Source organism: Streptococcus sp. GP0011 (assembly GCF_030546305.1).
Classification (GTDB): Bacteria; Bacillota; Bacilli; order Lactobacillales; family Streptococcaceae; genus Streptococcus.
The window spans coordinates 12,951-31,965 of the sequence record NZ_JAUONR010000008.1 but is presented as its reverse complement, the minus strand read 5'-3'; the positions used below and the strand labels follow the sequence as shown (position 1 = coordinate 31,965).

The window sequence follows — 19,015 nt, the reverse complement described above, 5'->3', positions numbered from 1 at the left end:
AGTTTTTTGTATATGACCTTTTAAAAGAGTCCTCCACGAGTTCCATTTGAAATTGAAGATTTCGTGGACAGTTCACTATGTAGGATAAAAAGAAAAGCCAGTAGACTCGAGTTCCTACTGACTTCTTTGCTGAATTTGTTTGGATTATGCAGCCAAAACTTTGCGTCCTTTACGACGACGAGCTGCCAATACGCGACGACCGTTTTTAGTTGACATACGGTTACGGAATCCGTGTTTGCGCGCACGACGAAGTTTACTTGGTTGATAAGTACGTTTCACGATGAATACCTCCTCATAGATTTTGTATTCGTTTAGCCGGCTATAAAGTGATCAGTTACTAAACATACTTTACTATTCTATCTGATTCTTACCTATTTGTCAATAGCTCTAAGGAAATGTTTCCTGCTTTTCCCTATGAAAGCCTTATCTACGATACTGACTCAAGAAACGTGTCATCTTTTCTTGGATTTGCGCTAATTCGTCCACACGAGGAAGGTAAACGATACGGAAATGGTCTGGTTCCTTCCAGTTAAAACCACGACCATGAACCAAGAGAACCTTTTCCTGCTTCAAAAAATCAAGAACGAACTGTTCATCATCATCGATGCGGTACATATTTCGGTCAATTTTAGGGAAGATATAAAGACCCGCCTTTGGCTTGACCGCAGACAAACCTGGAATATCTTGGATGGCATTGTAAATGAAGTTTCTTTGCTCGTAAATCCGTCCACCAGGAAGGAGCAATTCATCCACTGACTGGTGCCCACCTAGTGAAGTTTGTACGACTTGCTGGGCCAAAACGTTAGAGCAAAGACGCATATTGGACAGCATATTGAGACCTTCGATATAGCCCTTGACATGGTGCTTAGGACCAGACAAGACCATCCATCCTACACGGAAACCAGCGATACGGTGAGATTTTGACAAACCATTCATGCTGACACAGAAAACATCAGGTGCCAAGCTCGCCACAGGCGTATGCACATGCCCATCCATCACCATGCGGTCATAAATCTCATCCGCAAAGATGATCAAATCGTTTTGACGGGCAATCTCAATAATCTCCAACAAGAGTTCCTTAGGATAAAGGGCTCCAGTTGGGTTATTTGGATTGATAAGGACGATTGCCTTGGTATTAGAAGTAATTTTTGACTTAATATCGTCAATATCTGGGTACCATTCTGCAGCTTCATCACAGATATAGTGAACGGCATTTCCCCCAGCTAGGCTGACCGCGGCTGTCCAGAGAGGATAGTCTGGCATAGGCACCAAGACCTCATCGCCATTATCCAAAAGCCCTTGCATGGACATAACAATCAGCTCACTGACACCATTTCCGAGGTAGATATCATCAATGTCTACATTGGGAAATTTCTTCAGTTGGCAATACTGCATGATGGCCTTGCGGGCTGAGAAAATCCCTTTGGAATCAGAATATCCCTCACTATCACGCGCATTCATAATCAAGTCATGAATGACCTCGTCTGGCGCTGTAAAGCCAAATTCTGCTGGATTCCCTGTATTCAGACGTAAAATCTTTTCTCCGTTTGCTCGCATCCGCATAGCTTCTTCCAAAACAGGACCACGGATATCATAGGCAACGTGCTCTAACTTACTAGACTTGTTATATTCTTTCATCTTGTTTCCTCAATTCATAGAGATAGTAACATTATACCACTAGAAAGGGATTGCGACAAGTTTCCTGAAATGAGTAAGCAAAGAAAAAACTCACAAAGACTAGGTTTTCACCGTCTAAACAACTAGAATACAGAAGCATTTTCTCACATACCAAAAGACAAACCTAGAAAGATCAGCGCTATAAAAGAATCATACAAAAGATTAAACATGAGAAAGAGCCCCCACGTGACCAAATAGTCCAAGCGACCACTTCTCTTTGCAATCACAAATAAAATGATGTGGTAGACTAGGTGAAAGAAAAGAAATCCAACAAAACCTGGATAGAGAACGGGCATGACTCTTTCCAGCTGCCAAAGCATCACTACTTCACCTACAAGCGACGCAAGGATAATTCCATGATAAAGAAAACTTATTTTTTTAGAAGCTTGAACAGTTCCTTTCATACTTTCTCATCCCCTTTACTGTGTTTCCTACTAGCTCGTTTTCTTTTATTTTAACATATCTCCACCAAATTGAATCTCCGATAATATTTCTTTAAATATGATTTTTACTTTACTTCTTTAGTGAAAAGGGTTACAATAACAGTAAGAAAATTTCAGGAGGTTTCATTATGGCACAACGTTACCAAAATGTTATGGTCGCAATTGATGGTTCTAAAGAAGCGGACTTGGCTTTCGTCAAAGGTGTTTACACTGCTCTACGCAACGAATCCAAGCTCACCATTGCTCATGTTATCGACACACGCGCTCTTCAAAGCGTGTCTACCTTTGATGCTGAAGTTTACGAAGAACTCCAAGTCGATGCTGAAAGTCTGATGAAGGAGTACGAAAAGCGTGCAAGAGATGCTGGTGTGACCGATATTCACATCGTCATCGAAATGGGAAATCCAAAAACCCTCCTTGCCCGTACTATTCCAGACGCAGAAAATGTCGACCTGATTCTCGTTGGTGCAACAGGGCTCAATGCCTTTGAACGCCTCTTGGTTGGCTCTTCATCTGAGTACATTCTCCGCCATGCAAAAGTCGATTTACTGGTCGTGAGAGAAAGAGAAAAAACATTGTAAACATTAAAAAAGGGAGCCTTGAGCTCCTTTTTGTTTGTCCTGATTGGGTCAGAAAAAGGCTTTAAACAATAGTTTAAAGCCTCAATCTTATTTAGAAAGTAGTCAATCTCAAAAGATTGAATTATTTGTAACTGTATGCCCAGTAGTATACACCGTTTCCATCAACTACTGCTGCTACAGCTCCTTCAGTGACATTCGGATCGAGAAGCAAGTCTCTCAAACCACTGTTTGCCCATTTCTTAACGACAACAGCAGCATCTTCATCACGACGTCCCACAAAGCCTGTACTATCGTATTGACGTGAAATTTCATTTACTTTTGGAAGTGCTTGATTTTGATAAATGTCTTCAGACCAAGTCAATTCTTTCAATCCTTGAGCTTTACGCTCTTCATTGATTTTAGCGAAAGCTTCTTTCGCTTTTGAAACATAGTCATAGTTTGTATCGTTTGTTGCTTCAACACGGTAAACAAACTTCACATAGCCAAATTCTACATCACTGTATTTCTTGTCTTCGACACCACTCTTGAGATTTGCAATCAAGACATAGTCCTTAGCGTATGGGTTTTCTTTCGTCTTCTCAAAGATTTCTGGATCTTCGATTTCCCACTCAACTTTAGCATCCCAACCAGAGTTATCAAGGAACTTAGGATTCATTTTTTCGATGACATAGTTTTTGAACTCTTCAACATTCTTGAATGGCAATGCTTGACCTGCTTTAGCAGTCGTTACCAAGTTAGTTGAGTAAAGTTTCACGCTTGAGTTCTTGTCACTGTACATGTACTCGTCATCAGCAGTGTTTTCGTGAAGTTTTGGATCACGAGCTGGATCGTTTGGATCAGTCATCCCTTGAAGTTTCCATTTTCCTCCAAGCCACTTCCAGTATGCTGAGTAACCTGTACGCTCTGAGTTAGATGGTACATAGTAGTAATGTGCACTACCGTCGAAGTAGTAGTTTTTATCATTCTTGAGGACTGCATCACCTGGTTTACCTGGTGGGTAAACCAATTTTGGAGTTTGTCCATTTGGTGCCCAAGCCAAGTGTTCCAATCCTTCAGCTGGTTTTTCAACATAATCAGGGATTTGGTTTTCACTTGGTTCATCAGTCGTTACCAAACCTGGTGTTGTTGGGATAGCTGGAGTTGCTGGTGTTTCTGGTTTTGGTTCCGCTGGCGTTTCTGTAGATGGCTTAAATGGGTCAAATTCACTATCAGCACCATTAATTGGTGGGTTTTCTGGTAGATCAACACTTGGAGTTGCTGGTTGTGCTGGTTGTGGCTCAGTTGGTGTTGTTGGCTCTTCAGGTTTATCACTAGGTGCTGGTGTTGGAGTCTCTGGTTCTGCTGGTGTTGGAGCAGGAACTTCAGGTTGACTTGGTTGTGCTGGCTCAACCGGAGTTGTTGGTTGTTCTGGTTTTGGTTCAGCAGGTGTTGCCGGTTGTGCTGGTGTTGGCTCAGCAGAATCTTTCACCAATACCCACTTACCATTTTGGTAGTAGTAATAATCACCATTGTCCAATACATAGTAATGGTACCCATTTTCGTAACGATAGTGCGGATCGTTTTCCAAGTTGTTAGTAGATGAGTTGTTGTTACTATTGTTTGTCAAAGGTTTCCACTGACCGTTACGATAAATACGGTAGCTACCATCGTTCATACGGTAGTAGTGATTGCCATTCCAGTAAATATAGTTTTCATCGCTAGCAAGGTTGTTGTAATTATTCCAATAGTTATAACCATAGTAGTTGCTACTGTTGTCATAGCCATAGTAGTTATTCCAATTATTGTAACCGTAGTTGTAACTTGGATAATAGCTACCATATCCATAGTTATAGCTTGGGTAGTAGCTATTGTAGCCATAGTTATAGCTTGGGTAATAACTGTTGTAGCCATAACTTCTTACAGTATAGTTTGATGTGCGACTACGATTTGCAGTAGTACGGTTAGAAGTACGATTGCTTGAACGGCGGCTAGTTCTTGTATAGTAACTATTATTTCCATTCCAATTGTAAGCAGCGTGAGCTTCACTTGGTGCAAAAGTTGGAAGCATTGTTACAGCTGTTAAAACAGAAGCTGTCAAATAGGTATATTTTTTCTTCATTTCAACCTCTTAATTCTCTAATTTTTAAACTTGAAAATTAAAATAATAAAAATTTGGAAAGCAATTGTGCACAATTTTATAACTAAACCTCAAAGCTAGAGTGAACTCCTCACATCAACTTGTTAACAGGCCTGAAATAAACAAGTTGACTTTCTGTCTTTAAAAAGAGCATATCATAGTAGCATGAGTATTTTATATTTATTCGCTTTCTGAATTTATTCTAACACATCAACTTTCAAACATCAAATAATTTGACTTGCTTTTTTTGATGTTTTTCAAAAGAAAAGCTAGATATATTACTAATATATCTAGCTTTTTAACTATTCTTTGTAAGAAATGTAATTTCTTGTTGCTTTATTTTCACTATCTTTTCATTTTTTCTTTTCTTTTTCTAGTATAAATATGCTAATAATAATTAGTGATATATATAAAATTGTTCGGTTTTTCCGCTCAAAAAATCCCCGAATTTTTCATCCAGGGAAAAGAATTTTCTCTTATTTTTTATTTTTTCTTTCTTTATGTCGCTCATAAGCTTTAAACTGACGTTGTAGTTCCTGTCGGATGGCAGGTTCTGGAGCATATTTTTCTTCCCAGTCATCCGGTTTTAAAATCTTGTGCGTAACTGGGTCAAAATGAGCTTTTCCATCAGGGAAGAGCTTCCCCATATTTGCTTCATGGACAATATCAAAAATGCGTTCTGGATCCACTCCCATCAAAACAAAACTGCCGTACGTGAAATACAGTGTGTCGATCAAAGCATCCACTTGACCGACCAGATTTTGCTTAGCAGGTGTCTTTTTCGCCACTTTCTCTGCCGCCTTATCAAGTGCCTCATGCATGCTTGCAAGGGAGTCTTGAAATTCTTCCTCTGAAGAACTTGCAGCGCGGACAAACTCTACTAATTCTTCAATTTTAAAGTCTGCGCGGTGGGTTGCACCTTCGGCATCCCATGCCTGTGGCTCTTCCTGAGTTCGTTCATCCATCATGTGGTGGAAGGTCTTGACTTTATTAAAGTGGTAGTCCCGACTGACAAACACTTTTTCTGAAGCTAAAACGCCAAAGTGCTCAAGCGCCTTGTGGATGCCATCTTGTTGATTGCTTGCTGTAATGTGTTTAGCAACCTCTTTGGCACTGCTACTGCCATTTCCCATAGCAACCGACATACCAACACCCGCTAACATTTCCAGGTCGTTATCTGAATCACCAAAGGCCATGACTTGGTTGAGATCAAATCCATATTCTTTCCCAACTCGGCGAATGCCTTCTAGTTTGGAATTTCCTTGGTTAATGATATCTGCAGCAAAAGGATTGCTTCGAGTCAATTTCAAGTCGTCAAAATCAGCTGCTGCCTTCTCAGATTCTTCTGGCGTCATCAGCATCAAAACTTGATAAATGGGTTGGTTAATCAAGTTAAGCAAGTCGTCTTCCTTTTGAGGAACTGCCCTGCTGACCATCCGATTAAAGGAACGGCTAACAGTTCTTGTCAGAACAGTCGGAATAAAACGACTAACCAGTTGAGAAAAGGAGCCGAGACCAAATGACATAATTTTCGAACCAACAACGGCATGCTCGGTTCCAAGAGCGATTTCTTTACGCTCCTTTTTAGCATAAGCAATCAGTTGACGTAGGCTTGACTTAGCGATTGGGCTTGCAAAGAGTACCTTTTCTTTATTAAAAATGTATTGGCCATTGTAGGTCACCGCAAAGTCTAGGTCCAAGTCTTCCATCAATTCCTTGACAAAAAACGGCCCTCGTCCTGTCGCTACTCCAACAAGCACTCCTTGCTCTTTGACAATCTTAATCGCGTCCTTAGTGGATTTCAAAACACTCTTGCGATCGTTGACTAGCGTTCCATCGATATCAAAAAAAACAGCCTTGACTTCCATCCTGTCCCATTCTCCCCTTTTGTGTTACAATGATTATACCACATTTCAGAAAGAGTGACTAAATCATGCCTAAGAAAATCCTTGTTTTACATACAGGTGGGACTATTTCCATGCAAGCAGATGCCACTGGTGCCGTTGTAACTAGCCAGGACAATCCCATGAACCATGTTTCCAATCCGCTTGAAGGGATTGAGGTTCATGCCCTAGACTTTTTTAATCTGCCAAGCCCTCATATCAAACCCAAGCATATGCTTGCACTCTATCATAAGATTAAAGAGGAAGCTGATAACTACGATGGAGTTGTCATCACACATGGTACAGATACCTTAGAAGAAACAGCCTACTTCCTTGATACCATGAAAATCCCGCCCATCCCCATCGTTCTAACCGGGGCCATGCGTAGTTCAAACGAACTTGGTAGCGACGGTGTTTACAACTATCTGAGCGCTTTACGAGTTGCCAGCGATGATAAAGCAGCCGACAAGGGTGTGCTGGTCGTCATGAACGACGAGATTCATGCAGCCAAGTATGTTACCAAAACTCATACGACCAACGTCAGCACCTTTCAAACCCCAACACATGGACCACTTGGCCTCATCATGAAGCAAGAAATCCTCTACTTTAAAACGGCTGAACCTCGTGTCCGCTTTGATCTTGAGCATATTCAAGGTCTAGTTCCCATCATCTCAGCCTATGCCGGTATGACAGACGAGCTGATCGATATGTTAGACTTGGAACAGCTGGATGGCTTAGTCATTCAGGCTTTTGGAGCAGGCAATGTTCCCAAAGAAACAGCTCAAAAGTTGGAAAATCTTCTCCAGAAAGGAATCCCAGTCGCCCTGGTCTCACGGTGCTTTAATGGCATTGCTGAACCTGTCTACGCCTACCAAGGTGGAGGAGTGCAGTTGCAACGAGCTGGTGTTTTCTTTGTCAAAGAACTCAACGCTCAAAAAGCGCGCCTCAAATTATTAATTGCCCTTAATGCTGGACTAAAAGGACAAGCTTTGAAAGACTATATGGAAGGCTAATCCTCTTCTCTAGAACACAAAATCAGGAAATCTTCACGATTCCCTGATTTTTTCTATTTACGTTTTCGTGTAGAGCGACGTTCTGTCAAACCATGAGGCAAGAGAACTTCACGTTCTTCCAACTCTTCCTTATGCATAATCTTCGTCAACATACGCATGCTGATAGCACCTAAGTCATAAAGAGGTTGGGCAATAGTCGTCAAGTTTGGACGAGTGAATCGTGCAATCTGAGAGTCATCTGTCGTAATGATTTCAAACTCTTCTGGCACAGACACACCGTGGTCAGCCAAACCATTCAACACACCCGCAGCCAATTCATCACCTGTTACAACTGCGGCTGTAGCTTGTGATGAAATCAAGCGTTCTGCCAAGGCATAGCCATCGTCATAGCTGTATTTTGATTCGAAGACCAAGCCCTCGCTATAAGAATGTCCAGCTTTTTTCAAGGCTTCCTTATAACCAATCAAACGAACCTTGCCATTGATATCATCGACGAGTGGTCCACTCACAAAAGCAATTTTCTCATTTTCTTTGAGAAGGTAGCTTACAGCATCAATCGTTGCTTGTTTGTAGTCGATATTGACACTTGGAAGTTGGTGTTCTACATCCACAGTACCAGCAAGAACAACCGGTGTCCGTGAACGAGAAAACTCTGAACGAATCTTTTCAGTCAAGTGATAGCCCATAAAGATAATCCCATCGACTTGTTTTGAAAAAAGAGTGTTGACCACTGAAACTTCCTTTTCATCATCCTCATCACTATTTGCAAGGACAATGTTATACTTGTACATTTCAGCAATGTCGTCAATCCCCTTAGCAAGTGTTGAGAAATAGCCATTGGTAATGTTCGGAATCACAACTCCGACTGTCGTTGTTTTCTTGCTAGCTAAACCACGGGCTACCGCATTTGGACGATAGTCCAAGCGATCAATCACTTCTAGGACTTTTTTTCGAGTGTTCTCTTTAACATTCTTGTTGCCATTAACGACACGGCTAACTGTTGCCATCGAAACTCCTGCTTCACGGGCGACGTCATAAATCGTTACTGTATCATCTGTGTTCATTCCGTTTCCTTTCTATAATGAAAATTTCGCTTTCACGCATCTACTTACTCCATTTTATCACTTATTGTAAACACTTTCAAGTATTTTTTAGAGAAACTTTGAAAAAATTTCACAGTTTATTCCCATTTTGAAAAAGCGAGTAGGATTTCTTGATTTTTAAGACATTTTGCTGTATGATAAGGAAAATAAAAGGGGGAGGAAAACATGGCTTTTACAAATACACAGAGACGTTCCGCTAGCTTTGGTGTCGTGACCAGCCTGCCTGACGATGTCATTGACTCTTTATGGTATATTATTGATCATTTCCTGAAAAATGTCTTTGAATTAGAAGAAGAACTTGAGTTTCAACTGCTCAACAATAAGGGGACCATCACCTTCCATTTCTCGAGTCAGCACCTTCCGACTAGCATCGATTTTGACTTCAATCATCCTTTCGATCCGCTTTATCCTCCTAGGGTCCTTGTTTTAGATATGGACGGCAGAGAAACCATCCTCCTTCCAGAAGAAAATGACCTATTTTAAAAACTCTAGCTTCTCGGCGTAAACTTCTGAGGAACTAGAGTTTTCTTTTTCTAATAAATGGATCGACTAACTACTAGACCGTTTGGTTTTGTATACTCTAAGTCAAGGTAATCCTGATAAGTCCCTGGCACAATGAATCCCTGGGGACTCAATATATCTGTCCCAGCTTTTCCTACGATAGAGTCTGCCAGCAAAACACAATTGGTACTGAGAACAAAGTAGGTCTTAAACTCGGATGAGCTGAATTTATAGAGGGTAGCATCTGCTTCCTCTTTCAGTTGGTAGGAGTAGGTGTGCTTGATCTCACCCTCTCTTCTTTTCATCAACTGCGAACTTGGTTCCCAAGGAATTAACAAGTCTTCTATCTCTGCTAGACGAGCTTGGATGGCTGCTTTCTGTTGGTCCGTCAAACTCAGACCATAAGCAAACAAGGTCTTCTGACTTTCCCTCTTGCAGAGTTCGATGTATTTTTCCCGATTGGCTTTAAACAAGACACCGTCTCCAACCATGCCGAATAAGCGCTCCGAGTGAGGATCATACGAGCCATAGGAAATAACCGTCCCTTGATAGCAAATATCCACATGCCCCATGGCAAGGAAGAAAGAGGTTTCTGAGGTATGAATAAAAATTTCCAGATCAACTACCTGATCGTTTTTTCTTTCTGAATGAACTTCCCCTTCTTGACTTTCATGATTTGACAGCCACTCATTCAATTTGCGCAAGGTGCTGATAGGGATCAAAGCCGTCACAAAGATCGGCAAAGTCATTCGCATTCGTCGTTTTAGCTTGGGATTGTTTTCTATCCTTTCAAAAAAGAAACCGTCCCGGAGGCTACTGGCTCCTAGCATGAGCAAGTAAAACCCAAGCAAGAGCAATTCAAAATTCGCTGCATCGTGAAACGGAGAGATGCTATAAAGCCCGAATCCTATCATCCATACAGCATCGAAGAGATGATGGAGCCGAGGATGAATAGCATTTTTTCGATAGAGAGACCAAGTCACAAGACTAATGATGCCCGTAAACAGCTGGTAGCTCGCAATGATAAAGACTAGGAGATAGAGGGCAAGGTCTTGCAAGATGATAGAGTCAAACACCAGAGCCGCAACCGCCAGCTTGCCCAAGGTTACAAAGATATTTTCCCGACGTTTTTTATCCTGAAACCAGCGAGTCAACAAGTGCCAAACCGCTGACAAGGAAAAGTAACCCATCAGCAACTGGTATCCCATTCTCGGAATAACTTGTCCAAATCGGATCAAGAGAAGCCCTAAAACAATAGCAAGTAGTCCCTCCCCGATACTCTTCCACTTGCTATAGGTTTCAGAAAACTTAGGCATTTCCTTGCTCCAACTGGTCAACCAAGTAACGAATTGGTTGTTTTAAGATTGGATGGATAAAATGGGGAGCTATTTCCACTAACGGCTCAAGAACAAAGAGGCGTTCTGCTATATAAGGATGAGGCAATATGAGCTCGTCTGTGTAAATAATCTGGTCCTCCATAAAGAGTAGGTCCAAATCAATCAAGCGAGGCCCCCAATGCACTTCTCTAACCCGTCCCATTTCTGACTCAATGGCTAACAATGTTTCTAACAAGACTGGTGCTGGTAGCCAGGTTTCTACTTCAATCACCTGATTGGCAAAGCTATCTTGTTCCACACCACCCCAAGGCTCCGTCGCCAAGACACTGGACTCTTTGAGAATATGGATACCTCGAGTCCGCAGTTTATCAATAGCTTGTTCCAAGTTCGCTTTCTTGTCTCCCATATTACTTCCTAGGGCGATAAAGGCTCGCTGCTTACGACGGCGAATGGTCACCGAGCAGGTATCCAATGGCAAATGCACTGGAGCCCAAGGTTTTTTTAGTTCCAACTCAATCTCTTGGACAAGAGGATAGGTCTCAAAGGTACGTTCAACTAGTTTGTAGGCTACCGTTTCAATCAAATCCTCCGTGCTTTCCTGAAACCAGGTCGTCCACTGCTGACACAGTTCTCCGTAATGGACAGAAGCTGTCAAATCCAATTCTGTAGCCGCCTTGGTCATATCATAAGATAAGCTTGCGGAAATAACAAACTTCTGCCCCAATTCCTTCTCACTAGAGAAAAGACCATGATAGGCAAAAATTTCCAAATCTTTAATCTGCAGTTGATCCATAACTAGTCCTTTCTAGAAAAATCCGCATGAAGCGGATTCTTTTTATACTCAATGAAAATCAAAGTGCAAACTAGGAAGCTAGCCGCAGGCTGCTCAAAACACTGTTTTGAGGTTGCAGATGGAAGCTGACGTGGTTTGAATTTGATTTTCGAAGGGTATTATAGTCCCATTAAACGATAAGCCTGGTCTCGGAGGTCTTTATCTGTTTCAAATACACCTCGCGCTACTGTCGTCAAGGTGGCCGTGCCTGGCTTTCTGACACCACGCATGCTCATACACATATGCTCGGCCTCAATGACAACAAAGGCTCCCTTAGCCCCCAGATAGTCCATCAAGGCATCGGCCACTTCAATATTCAACCGTTCTTGAATCTGTGGTTTTTTAGAATAAACTTCAACCGTACGGGCTAGCTTGGACAAGCCTGCCACACGGCCATCTGGAATGTAGGCAATATGCGCCTTACCATAAAAGGGCAAGAAGTGGTGCTCACACATGGTGTGGAAAAAGATATCCTTTTCTACAACCATATTATCGTCGATAATCTCAAAGGATTTTGACAGGTGTTCCTCAGCAGTTTGGCCAAGACCTGAAAAAATCTCTTGGTACATACGGGCTACACGAGCAGGTGTTTCCTGCAAGCCCTCGCGGTTAGCGTCCTCACCAACAGCCTCGATAATCATTTTTACAGCTGCTTCAATCTTTTGTGTATCCATTCTCATTCTTCCTCTCCATCAGATAGGCTCTCACTTGGCTCAAGAAATACAAGGAACCTGTGACAATCCTAACTGTTTGTTTCTCTTCATTTTTATCTGTCAATTTCTGCTCTAGAAAATCCTGCCAACTTTGGTAATTGAGATTTCTAGACTTGGCTGTCTCTTTCAGCACGCTTTTATCAGTCGCCCGACTATCGTCAAAATGGGTTAAAGTCAATTGACTATCTGGCACCGTTTCTAGCAAATCCAGCATATCCTCCAAAGCCTTGGTTTTGATGCAGGTAAAGAGGATTTCCTTATGATAATCCGCAAAGCGGTCTTGTAAGGTTGCTAGTAAAACCTTGATAGCATGGGGATTGTGGGCCCCATCCAAAAGCAACAGTGGGTCGCTATACACGACCTCCAAACGTCCTGGCCATCTGGTTTCTTTCAAAGCTTGAGCAACCAAGTCATTACTTGCTAATTCTCGTCCAGCCTCCTGGCAATAAGTGTCTAGGAGGGCAAGCGCCATCCCCGCATTTTCTATCTGGTGCAAGCCAAGCAGACCTGTTTGAAAGCGACCTTGTCTGACAGAACTAATATAGTCAAAGATTTCGCCTGTCACCACACTCTTTTGGTGACTGACCTGATAATCTTTCCCATATTGTATTCTCAGTGCTTCTTTCCCTTCCGCAATGCGGTCAATAACAGTCAAGGCTTCAGGAACAATATGACCTGTCACTAAGGGAATACCTTGTTTGATAATACCAGCCTTCTGCTCTGCTATGGCTTCCAAGGTATCACCAAGTAGGGCCACATGATCCAGTCCAATGGTCGTAATTCCTGTTAAAATTGGCTGGCAAACATTAGTACTATCCAAAAGACCACCCATGCCGACTTCCATGATAGCCACATCTACTTGCTCTGAGGCAAAGTAATCATAAGCTAGAGCTGTGATAATCTCAAATTCGGTTGTCCCCTGCAAATTGGTAGCAGATTCCCCCTCAAGCAAAGACTGATAGTCTGCCATGAGGGCTTCTAGCCTAGCCTCGGGAATGGATTCCCCATTAATGCTAATCTGATCCGTATAATGAATGAGATAGGGCGAGTTGAACACCCCAACTCTCAGCCCTAGGTTTTCCAGCATCTTTTTCAAAAAAGCAATGGTAGACCCCTTGCCGTTGGTCCCTCCGATATGGATGACCTTGAGTTTGAGATGGGGATTGCCTCGCAGAGCTAGGAGTTCTACCATGCGTTCCAAGCCAAAATGCGGTTGGTCCGTCCGGTAGTGGGCAATCCACTGATTGTTTTCAATTTCGTTCATCTTACTTATATTGTTTTAAATCTAGATTTTCTGCATCATCTGCCAAACGGATAGCAGAGGCAATTTCAACTGCCATCCTGTGACTGGCAACATCATGCACGCGCACCACTTCCACACCCTGTCTCACAGCGATACTGGTTACATGAGCAGAAGCTGTGTCTCGATTGCGGAAACCAAGTTCGGTCCCAGGATTAACTTCAAAGCCATTTTCTTCTAGGATATTGATGACAAATCGCTTACGCGAAACTCCAAGAAAAATCGGATAGCCTTGCTGGTGTAGTTTATCTAGATCCCGTAGAAGGAGTAGATTTTCCTTCTTGGTCAGACCAAAGCCAATCCCTGGATCCAGCAGAATATTTTCTCTTGCAATTCCAGCTTGGTTCGCTCTCGCTAGAGCATGTTCAAAGAAAGCCTCCATCAAGTTTTCGATTGGCACTTTTTCAAAGTCAGCTAACTCTTCTTCTGTAAAAGCTTGTCTAAAACCAAAATGAGGAAATATGAGTGAACTAGGGTGCAGAGGACGAGCCATAACTGGATTAAACATGATAACCACTTCCGCTCCAGCTTTAGCAACCACATCCGCCATTCTCTCATCTCCCATGAGACCCGTGATATCATTGACCAGATTGGCACCAGCAGCCAAAGCAGCCTCTGCCACCTGACTTTTCCAAGTATCAATGGAAATGAGAACATCACTTTCCTCACGGATAGCTTTAATCACTGGAACAACACGCTGGATTTCCTCTTCTATCTCAACATAGCTACTGCCCGGCCGAGTCGATTCTCCACCGATATCTAGCATGCTCGCTCCTTCTGCTATCAATTTACGAGCTTGCTGGAGCGCCTGCTCAAGAGCAAAAAACTGCCCACCATCCGAAAAAGAATCTGGTGTTACATTGATAATTCCACAAATAGCTGTTTTTCCGTGGTTGACTTTATTGGACATAACGGTTACTCCCTTAAGGTTCTCTACCATATTATCTCTCTATTTTACCATAAAAAGAAAAAGATGGATACGCTAGTATTCATCTTTTCCAAGCGGCTAATGGTTTAGAATGATAGACCTAGATTTCTACTAATCAATACCAATAAGGCCAACAAACAAAATGCAATACCATTGAGAATCATATGAAGCAAAATGGACATCTCCAAACGCTCAGTCTTATAGGCTGTCCAAGTCAAAACCGTTGACATTCCTCCATAAATAATCACAGAAGGTAGATTGGTTGGCATATGAAGCAAGGCAAAGACGATTGCACCAACAATAAAACCTAGTTTTTCTTTTCCGCGGAAGATCTTTTTTGGAATAATCCCACGACACAAAATTTCTTCACAAATCGGCGCAATCAAGACTAGTAGGAAGAAAGTTGAAATCAAGGAACTATTCTGAACCAAACCATTCAGTATTGATTGGTTACTGGTTGTTGCCTCATTTGTTAGTCGAAGCAGTAGTGAACCCAAGAGATTTGTCGCAAAAATCACCAGATAACTCAGTACCAAGCGAGCCAAGTCTTTTGCCTTAAAAAAGGATAGATTAAAAGTAGCAAGTTGTGTTTTTCGTGCACCAATAATGAATACAATCAAAACGACTATGGATAGAGCACCTACTAAGAGCCCTGACTGTAAAATCGGAAACTGTTTGTTTGCTAAAAACAAAGCAAGTCCTATGGGAAATTGAGATAGAACAAAAGCTACCAAAAGGATGATCACCCATTTCCCTCTGTTTAAAACCTCTTGCCAAATCGTCTTATCTTTCATGATGTACCTCCTTATAAGAAAAAGGGGAGACTCCCCTTTTTCTATTATACCATTTATAGCGCCATACTGATATAGTTAAGGATAAACAAGGCATCCAAAATCCAAATCATCACGTGCACATCCTTGGCTTGACCTTTGACAACTTTTGTCAAGGTATATGTCAAGAAACCAACAGCAATCCCTTGTGTGATAGAGTAGCTGAATCCCATAAAGATAGATGTGAAGAAGGCAGGAACCGCTTCAGCCATATCATCCCAAGGGATATTTTTCAAGTTAGAAAGCATCATGATTCCGACGATGATCAAAATTGGTGCTGTTGCAGCTGTCGGAACAATCGCTAGAAGTGGGCTAAAGAAGCTAGATAGAGCAAAACAGATCGCAACCACTAGGGCTGTCAAACCAGTACGTCCACCAGCACCGATACCAGCCGCAGATTCAACATAGGTCGTAACGTTTGAAGTACCTGCAATGGCACCTACCGAAGTTGCCACCAAGTCAGAGTATAGAGCCTTGTCCAATTTAGCGGACTCATGGTTTTCCCCACTTGTCGCAACAATACCAACTTTTTCACCAGTACCGATAAGAGTACCGATTGTATCAAAAATATCCGTTAGTGAGAAGGCAAGAATAGCCATCAAGGTTTCTGGTAAACGCGAAGTGTTTGAAATCAAAGATCCTAAACCTTCTGAACCCAGAGCAGCACCAAACAAAGTTCCTAAATCATTAACCGCTGCTGAAAGATTGTTGCTAGCAAAGTCAATCCCTGACAAATTCACAACACCAACAGCAATGGCAAGGACAGTCGTTGTTAAGATAGAAAGAATAATTCCACCTTTGATGCCTTTAACAACAAAGAAGATGGTAATAGCCAAACCTGCAAGAGCCACCAATACGGCTGGAGTATTGAAGTCTACCAAGCCTGGAACAGCTGCTGAGTTTGCAGTAAGTGCAGCTTGAGCCTTGTCTGCTCCTTCACCTGCTACCGTATAAGTACCTGGATCGATTGAGAATTTCAAGAGACCAGCATTCTTAATTCCAACATAGGCAAGGAAAACACCAATACCAGCCGAAATAGCTGAACGAAGTGTTGTTGGAATAGATTCGATGATCATTTTACGAACATTTGTCAAGGTAATAATCAGTGAAATAATTCCACAAATGAAGACCATACCAAGAGCTTCTTTCCAAGTATAGCCCATCCCAAATACAACTGTAAATGTGAAGAAGGCATTCAATCCCATACCTGGTGCTTGTGCGTAGGGCAAATTAGCATAGAAAGCCATCATCAAAGTACCGACTACAGAACCGATAATCGTTGCCAAGAACACACCTTGAACAGGCATACCTGTTTGGGAAAGCATTTGAGGGTTTACAAAGAGAATATAACTCATTGCAAAGAATGTTGTTAAACCAGCAAGCACCTCTGTACGGACATCTGTCCCGTGCTCTTTTAGTTTAAATAGTTTGTCCATTTTTAATCTCCTTTTGTTTTTTACGAACAATATGAGTATTATATCATTTATCATTCACCTTTTCAATATGTTTGTTTGATTTATTTAATAAATCAAAGCAACTGTAGTTTTTGTTCTTATCTGCTTTTCTTCCTTCTTTTTGATATAATAGAAGACATCTTATCTGGAAACGACTAGGAAGGTTTATATGACTAACAAAATTATCGCAGTCGATTTGGACGGAACCCTGCTGAATAGTGAAAGCAAGCTCTCCGATTTCACCAAAGAGACGATCAAAAAAATTTCAGAAAAAGGACACCATGTTATCATCACGACGGGACGTCCGTATCGTATGGCAAAAGATTTCTACCGTGAGCTAGAATTGCATACTCCCATGATTAACTTTAATGGTTCCCTTACCCATCTACCAGGACAGGCTTGGGCGCATGAAAAGTGCTTGACCTTGGACAAAAAATACCTCCTAGACATGGTCAAACGCACGGAGGACATCCAGGCTGATTTTATTGCAGGAGAATATCGAAAAAAATTCTATATCACGACACCGAATGAAGAAATTGCAGATCCTAAACTATTTGGCGTAGAGAACTTCCGGCCAGAAAATCAATTCAAACCTGAACGAGTAACCAAAGATCCCAACTGCATCCTCTTGCAAACAAGGGCTGAAGACAAATACGCTTTAGCGGACGAAATGAATCGTTTTTATCAGCACCAACTAGCTATCAATACATGGGGCGGTCCCCTCAACATCCTCGAGTGTACTCCCAAGGGTGTAAACAAGGCCTTTGCTCTAGAGTACTTGCTCAATGTGATGAATCGTGATAAAAAAGACTTAATCGCCTTTGGTGATGAGCATAATGACACTGAAATGTTGGCATTTGCAAGCAAGGGATATGCTATGAAAAACGCCAATCCTGCTCTTCTTCCATATGCAGACGAACAACTTCCTCTGACCAACGAAGAAGATGGAGTTGCCCACGCTTTACAAAATTTATTCCTATAAAAGGGAAGATTGCATGGTCGCAATCTTTCCTTTTTGTTTTCATTTTGTTTTCATTTTGTTTTCACAAAAGCGACTTATTTTCTGTATTTTTATATTAAATTTTCCATTACCATTTTCATTTATCTCCCAAAAACATTGATATATTAATATTTTTAAAAAGTCATTCTATGAAAACTTTTACATTTTTTTAGAAAAAGTAGTTGATTTTTATATGAAAACGGTTTATACTTAAAGTTAGGCTTAAAGTTTTCTTAAACATATAGTCAAACATTTTATAAGGAGGAATGACAATAATGAGTATCGGAATCATTATTGCGAGCCACGGCGAATTTGCTGCGGGTATTCATCAGTCAGGATCTATGATCTTTGGTGAACAAGAAAAGGTTCAAGTTGTAACCTTTATGCCAAATGAAGGTCCAGATGACCTTTACGCTAAATTCAACAACGCTGTGGCTGCATTTGACGCAGAAGATGAGGTTCTAGTATTGGCTGACCTTTGGAGTGGATCTCCATTCAACCAAGCTAGCCGCGTAATGGGAGAAAATCCAGAACGTAAGTTTGCCATCATCACAGGACTGAACTTGCCGATGTTGATCCAAGCCTACACAGAGCGCCTTATGGACGCGAATGCAGGTGTGGATAAAGTCGCTGCGAATATCATTAAAGAAGCCAAAGATGGCATCAAGGCTCTTCCAGAAGAGCTTAACCCAGTTGAGGAAGTTGCAACTGCTGCAGCTGCTCCTGCCGCACAAGCTGCTATTCCAGAAGGAACTGTTATCGGTGACGGTAAACTGAAAATCAACCTTGCTCGTCTAGACACTCGTCTACTTCACGGTCAGGTTGCGACTGCTTGGACTCCAGATTCAAAAGCAAACCGTATCATCGTTGCTTCAGATAACGTTGCTAACGACGACTTGCGTAAAGAATTGATTAAACAAGCAGCTCCAAACGGAGTAAAAGCCAACGTTGTTCCAATTCAAAAATTGATTGACGTTGCAAAAGACCCACGTTTCGGTGACACTCATGCCCTTATCTTGTTTGAAACACCACAAGATGCACTTCGTGCAATCGAAGGTGGCGTGCCAATCAAGACTCTTAACGTTGGTTCTATGGCTCACTCAACAGGTAAAACAATGATTAACAACGTTTTGTCTATGGACAAAGAAGACGTTGCAACCTTTGAAAAAATGCGTGACCTCGGTGTTGAATTTGACGTACGTAAAGTACCAAACGACACGAAAAAAGATTTGTTTGACTTGATTAAGAAAGCAAACGTTCAATAATTTTAATCTGTTTCTATCATTTTTGAAAACAGGATTAAA

18 protein-coding genes are annotated in these 19,015 nt (G+C 41.7%); 5 read left to right on the top strand and 13 right to left on the bottom strand.

Features of this window, described 5'->3' with window-relative positions; genetic code table 11:
- Positions 1–144 precede the first annotated feature (144 nt).
- From rpmH to Q4443_RS08670, 3 genes are all read right to left on the bottom strand, one after another.
- Positions 145–279, bottom strand: coding sequence for a 50S ribosomal protein L34 (rpmH, locus tag Q4443_RS08680; protein WP_000831905.1), 135 nt, complete (start codon positions 277–279; stop codon positions 145–147).
- A 144-nt stretch (positions 280–423) separates the two neighbouring features.
- Positions 424–1,638: a pyridoxal phosphate-dependent aminotransferase gene (locus Q4443_RS08675; protein WP_000666454.1), complete on the bottom strand. Its 1,215-nt coding sequence runs from the start codon at positions 1,636–1,638 to the stop codon at positions 424–426.
- Between the two features lie 143 nt (positions 1,639–1,781).
- Complete coding sequence (locus tag Q4443_RS08670) at positions 1,782–2,081, bottom strand: hypothetical protein (protein ID WP_000679224.1); 300 nt, start codon at positions 2,079–2,081, stop codon at positions 1,782–1,784.
- A gap of 167 nt (positions 2,082–2,248) precedes the next feature.
- On the opposite strand from Q4443_RS08670, the gene Q4443_RS08665 reads away from it, so the two are divergent.
- Complete coding sequence (locus tag Q4443_RS08665) at positions 2,249–2,701, top strand: universal stress protein (protein ID WP_000079161.1); 453 nt, start codon at positions 2,249–2,251, stop codon at positions 2,699–2,701.
- A 121-nt stretch (positions 2,702–2,822) separates the two neighbouring features.
- On the opposite strand, the gene Q4443_RS08660 is transcribed toward Q4443_RS08665, so the two are convergent.
- Together Q4443_RS08660 and Q4443_RS08655 are read right to left on the bottom strand one after the other, a co-directional pair.
- Complete coding sequence (locus Q4443_RS08660) at positions 2,823–4,799, bottom strand: cell wall protein (RefSeq protein WP_049477752.1); 1,977 nt, start codon at positions 4,797–4,799, stop codon at positions 2,823–2,825.
- 494 nt (positions 4,800–5,293) lie between these two features.
- Positions 5,294–6,685, bottom strand: a complete 1,392-nt coding sequence (locus tag Q4443_RS08655; RefSeq protein WP_000453126.1) for a Cof-type HAD-IIB family hydrolase — start codon at positions 6,683–6,685, stop codon at positions 5,294–5,296.
- Between the two features lie 65 nt (positions 6,686–6,750).
- On the opposite strand from Q4443_RS08655, the gene Q4443_RS08650 reads away from it, so the two are divergent.
- A complete protein-coding gene (locus tag Q4443_RS08650; protein WP_007519608.1) occupies positions 6,751–7,713 on the top strand; it encodes an asparaginase in 963 nt (320 codons plus the stop codon).
- Between the two features lie 53 nt (positions 7,714–7,766).
- Here the strand turns inward: Q4443_RS08650 and ccpA are convergent, their stop codons facing one another.
- A complete protein-coding gene (gene ccpA, locus Q4443_RS08645) occupies positions 7,767–8,777 on the bottom strand; it encodes a catabolite control protein A (protein WP_001090635.1) in 1,011 nt (336 codons plus the stop codon).
- 204 nt (positions 8,778–8,981) lie between these two features.
- Here ccpA and Q4443_RS08640 point away from each other — a divergent pair, with 204 nt between their 5' ends.
- Positions 8,982–9,299 (top strand): DUF960 domain-containing protein, encoded by a 318-nt coding sequence (locus Q4443_RS08640; RefSeq protein ID WP_000886046.1) that lies wholly within the window; start codon positions 8,982–8,984, stop codon positions 9,297–9,299.
- A gap of 50 nt (positions 9,300–9,349) precedes the next feature.
- On the opposite strand, the gene Q4443_RS08635 is transcribed toward Q4443_RS08640, so the two are convergent.
- From Q4443_RS08635 to Q4443_RS08605, 7 genes are all read right to left on the bottom strand, one after another.
- Positions 9,350–10,633: a DUF308 domain-containing protein gene (locus tag Q4443_RS08635; protein WP_125414904.1), complete on the bottom strand. Its 1,284-nt coding sequence runs from the start codon at positions 10,631–10,633 to the stop codon at positions 9,350–9,352.
- Positions 10,626–11,447, bottom strand: coding sequence for a 2-amino-4-hydroxy-6-hydroxymethyldihydropteridine diphosphokinase (gene folK, locus Q4443_RS08630; protein WP_303408301.1), 822 nt, complete (start codon positions 11,445–11,447; stop codon positions 10,626–10,628). The genes Q4443_RS08635 and folK overlap by 8 nt, the downstream gene beginning before the upstream one ends.
- Positions 11,448–11,605: 158 nt before the next feature.
- Complete coding sequence (folE, locus tag Q4443_RS08625) at positions 11,606–12,160, bottom strand: GTP cyclohydrolase I FolE (protein WP_049519785.1); 555 nt, start codon at positions 12,158–12,160, stop codon at positions 11,606–11,608.
- Complete coding sequence (locus Q4443_RS08620; RefSeq protein WP_084939625.1) at positions 12,141–13,463, bottom strand: folylpolyglutamate synthase/dihydrofolate synthase family protein; 1,323 nt, start codon at positions 13,461–13,463, stop codon at positions 12,141–12,143. The genes folE and Q4443_RS08620 overlap by 20 nt, the downstream gene beginning before the upstream one ends.
- Before the next feature lies 1 nt (position 13,464).
- Positions 13,465–14,439, bottom strand: a complete 975-nt coding sequence (gene folP / locus Q4443_RS08615) for a dihydropteroate synthase (protein WP_268721877.1) — start codon at positions 14,437–14,439, stop codon at positions 13,465–13,467.
- Between the two features lie 74 nt (positions 14,440–14,513).
- Entirely contained in the window at positions 14,514–15,221 is a 708-nt protein-coding gene (locus Q4443_RS08610; protein ID WP_000653640.1) for a CPBP family intramembrane glutamic endopeptidase, read from the bottom strand.
- Between the two features lie 53 nt (positions 15,222–15,274).
- On the bottom strand, positions 15,275–16,693 hold the full coding sequence (locus tag Q4443_RS08605; protein WP_049477762.1) for an NCS2 family permease: 1,419 nt from the start codon (positions 16,691–16,693) through the stop codon (positions 15,275–15,277).
- A gap of 187 nt (positions 16,694–16,880) precedes the next feature.
- Between Q4443_RS08605 and Q4443_RS08600 the strand changes: the two genes are divergently transcribed.
- Together Q4443_RS08600 and Q4443_RS08595 are read left to right on the top strand one after the other, a co-directional pair.
- A complete protein-coding gene (locus Q4443_RS08600; RefSeq protein WP_049477763.1) occupies positions 16,881–17,693 on the top strand; it encodes a Cof-type HAD-IIB family hydrolase in 813 nt (270 codons plus the stop codon).
- A gap of 293 nt (positions 17,694–17,986) precedes the next feature.
- The gene (locus Q4443_RS08595) at positions 17,987–18,976 is read left to right on the top strand and encodes a PTS sugar transporter subunit IIB (RefSeq protein WP_042903131.1); all 990 of its coding nucleotides are present in this window, start codon (positions 17,987–17,989) and stop codon (positions 18,974–18,976) included.
- The last annotated feature ends 39 nt before the right edge of the window (positions 18,977–19,015 follow it).

Bases quoted from the DNA above. Each gene is read 5' to 3' on its own strand.
- folE (WP_049519785.1), bottom strand. From the start codon at position 12,160: ATGGATACACAAAAGATTGAAGCAGCTGTAAAAATGATTATCGAGGCT.
- Q4443_RS08610 (WP_000653640.1), bottom strand. From the start codon at position 15,221: ATGAAAGATAAGACGATTTGGCAAGAGGTTTTAAACAGAGGGAAATGG.
- Q4443_RS08660 (WP_049477752.1), bottom strand. From the start codon at position 4,799: ATGAAGAAAAAATATACCTATTTGACAGCTTCTGTTTTAACAGCTGTA.
- Q4443_RS08620 (WP_084939625.1), bottom strand. From the start codon at position 13,463: ATGAACGAAATTGAAAACAATCAGTGGATTGCCCACTACCGGACGGAC.
- Q4443_RS08605 (WP_049477762.1), bottom strand. From the start codon at position 16,693: ATGGACAAACTATTTAAACTAAAAGAGCACGGGACAGATGTCCGTACA.
- ccpA (WP_001090635.1), bottom strand. From the start codon at position 8,777: ATGAACACAGATGATACAGTAACGATTTATGACGTCGCCCGTGAAGCA.
- Q4443_RS08655 (WP_000453126.1), bottom strand. From the start codon at position 6,685: ATGGAAGTCAAGGCTGTTTTTTTTGATATCGATGGAACGCTAGTCAAC.
- Q4443_RS08670 (WP_000679224.1), bottom strand. From the start codon at position 2,081: ATGAAAGGAACTGTTCAAGCTTCTAAAAAAATAAGTTTTCTTTATCAT.
- folP (WP_268721877.1), bottom strand. From the start codon at position 14,439: ATGGTAGAGAACCTTAAGGGAGTAACCGTTATGTCCAATAAAGTCAAC.
- Q4443_RS08635 (WP_125414904.1), bottom strand. From the start codon at position 10,633: ATGCCTAAGTTTTCTGAAACCTATAGCAAGTGGAAGAGTATCGGGGAG.
- folK (WP_303408301.1), bottom strand. From the start codon at position 11,447: ATGGATCAACTGCAGATTAAAGATTTGGAAATTTTTGCCTATCATGGT.
- Q4443_RS08650 (WP_007519608.1), top strand. From the start codon at position 6,751: ATGCCTAAGAAAATCCTTGTTTTACATACAGGTGGGACTATTTCCATG.
- Q4443_RS08595 (WP_042903131.1), top strand. From the start codon at position 17,987: ATGAGTATCGGAATCATTATTGCGAGCCACGGCGAATTTGCTGCGGGT.
- Q4443_RS08665 (WP_000079161.1), top strand. From the start codon at position 2,249: ATGGCACAACGTTACCAAAATGTTATGGTCGCAATTGATGGTTCTAAA.
- Q4443_RS08675 (WP_000666454.1), bottom strand. From the start codon at position 1,638: ATGAAAGAATATAACAAGTCTAGTAAGTTAGAGCACGTTGCCTATGAT.
- Q4443_RS08600 (WP_049477763.1), top strand. From the start codon at position 16,881: ATGACTAACAAAATTATCGCAGTCGATTTGGACGGAACCCTGCTGAAT.
- Q4443_RS08640 (WP_000886046.1), top strand. From the start codon at position 8,982: ATGGCTTTTACAAATACACAGAGACGTTCCGCTAGCTTTGGTGTCGTG.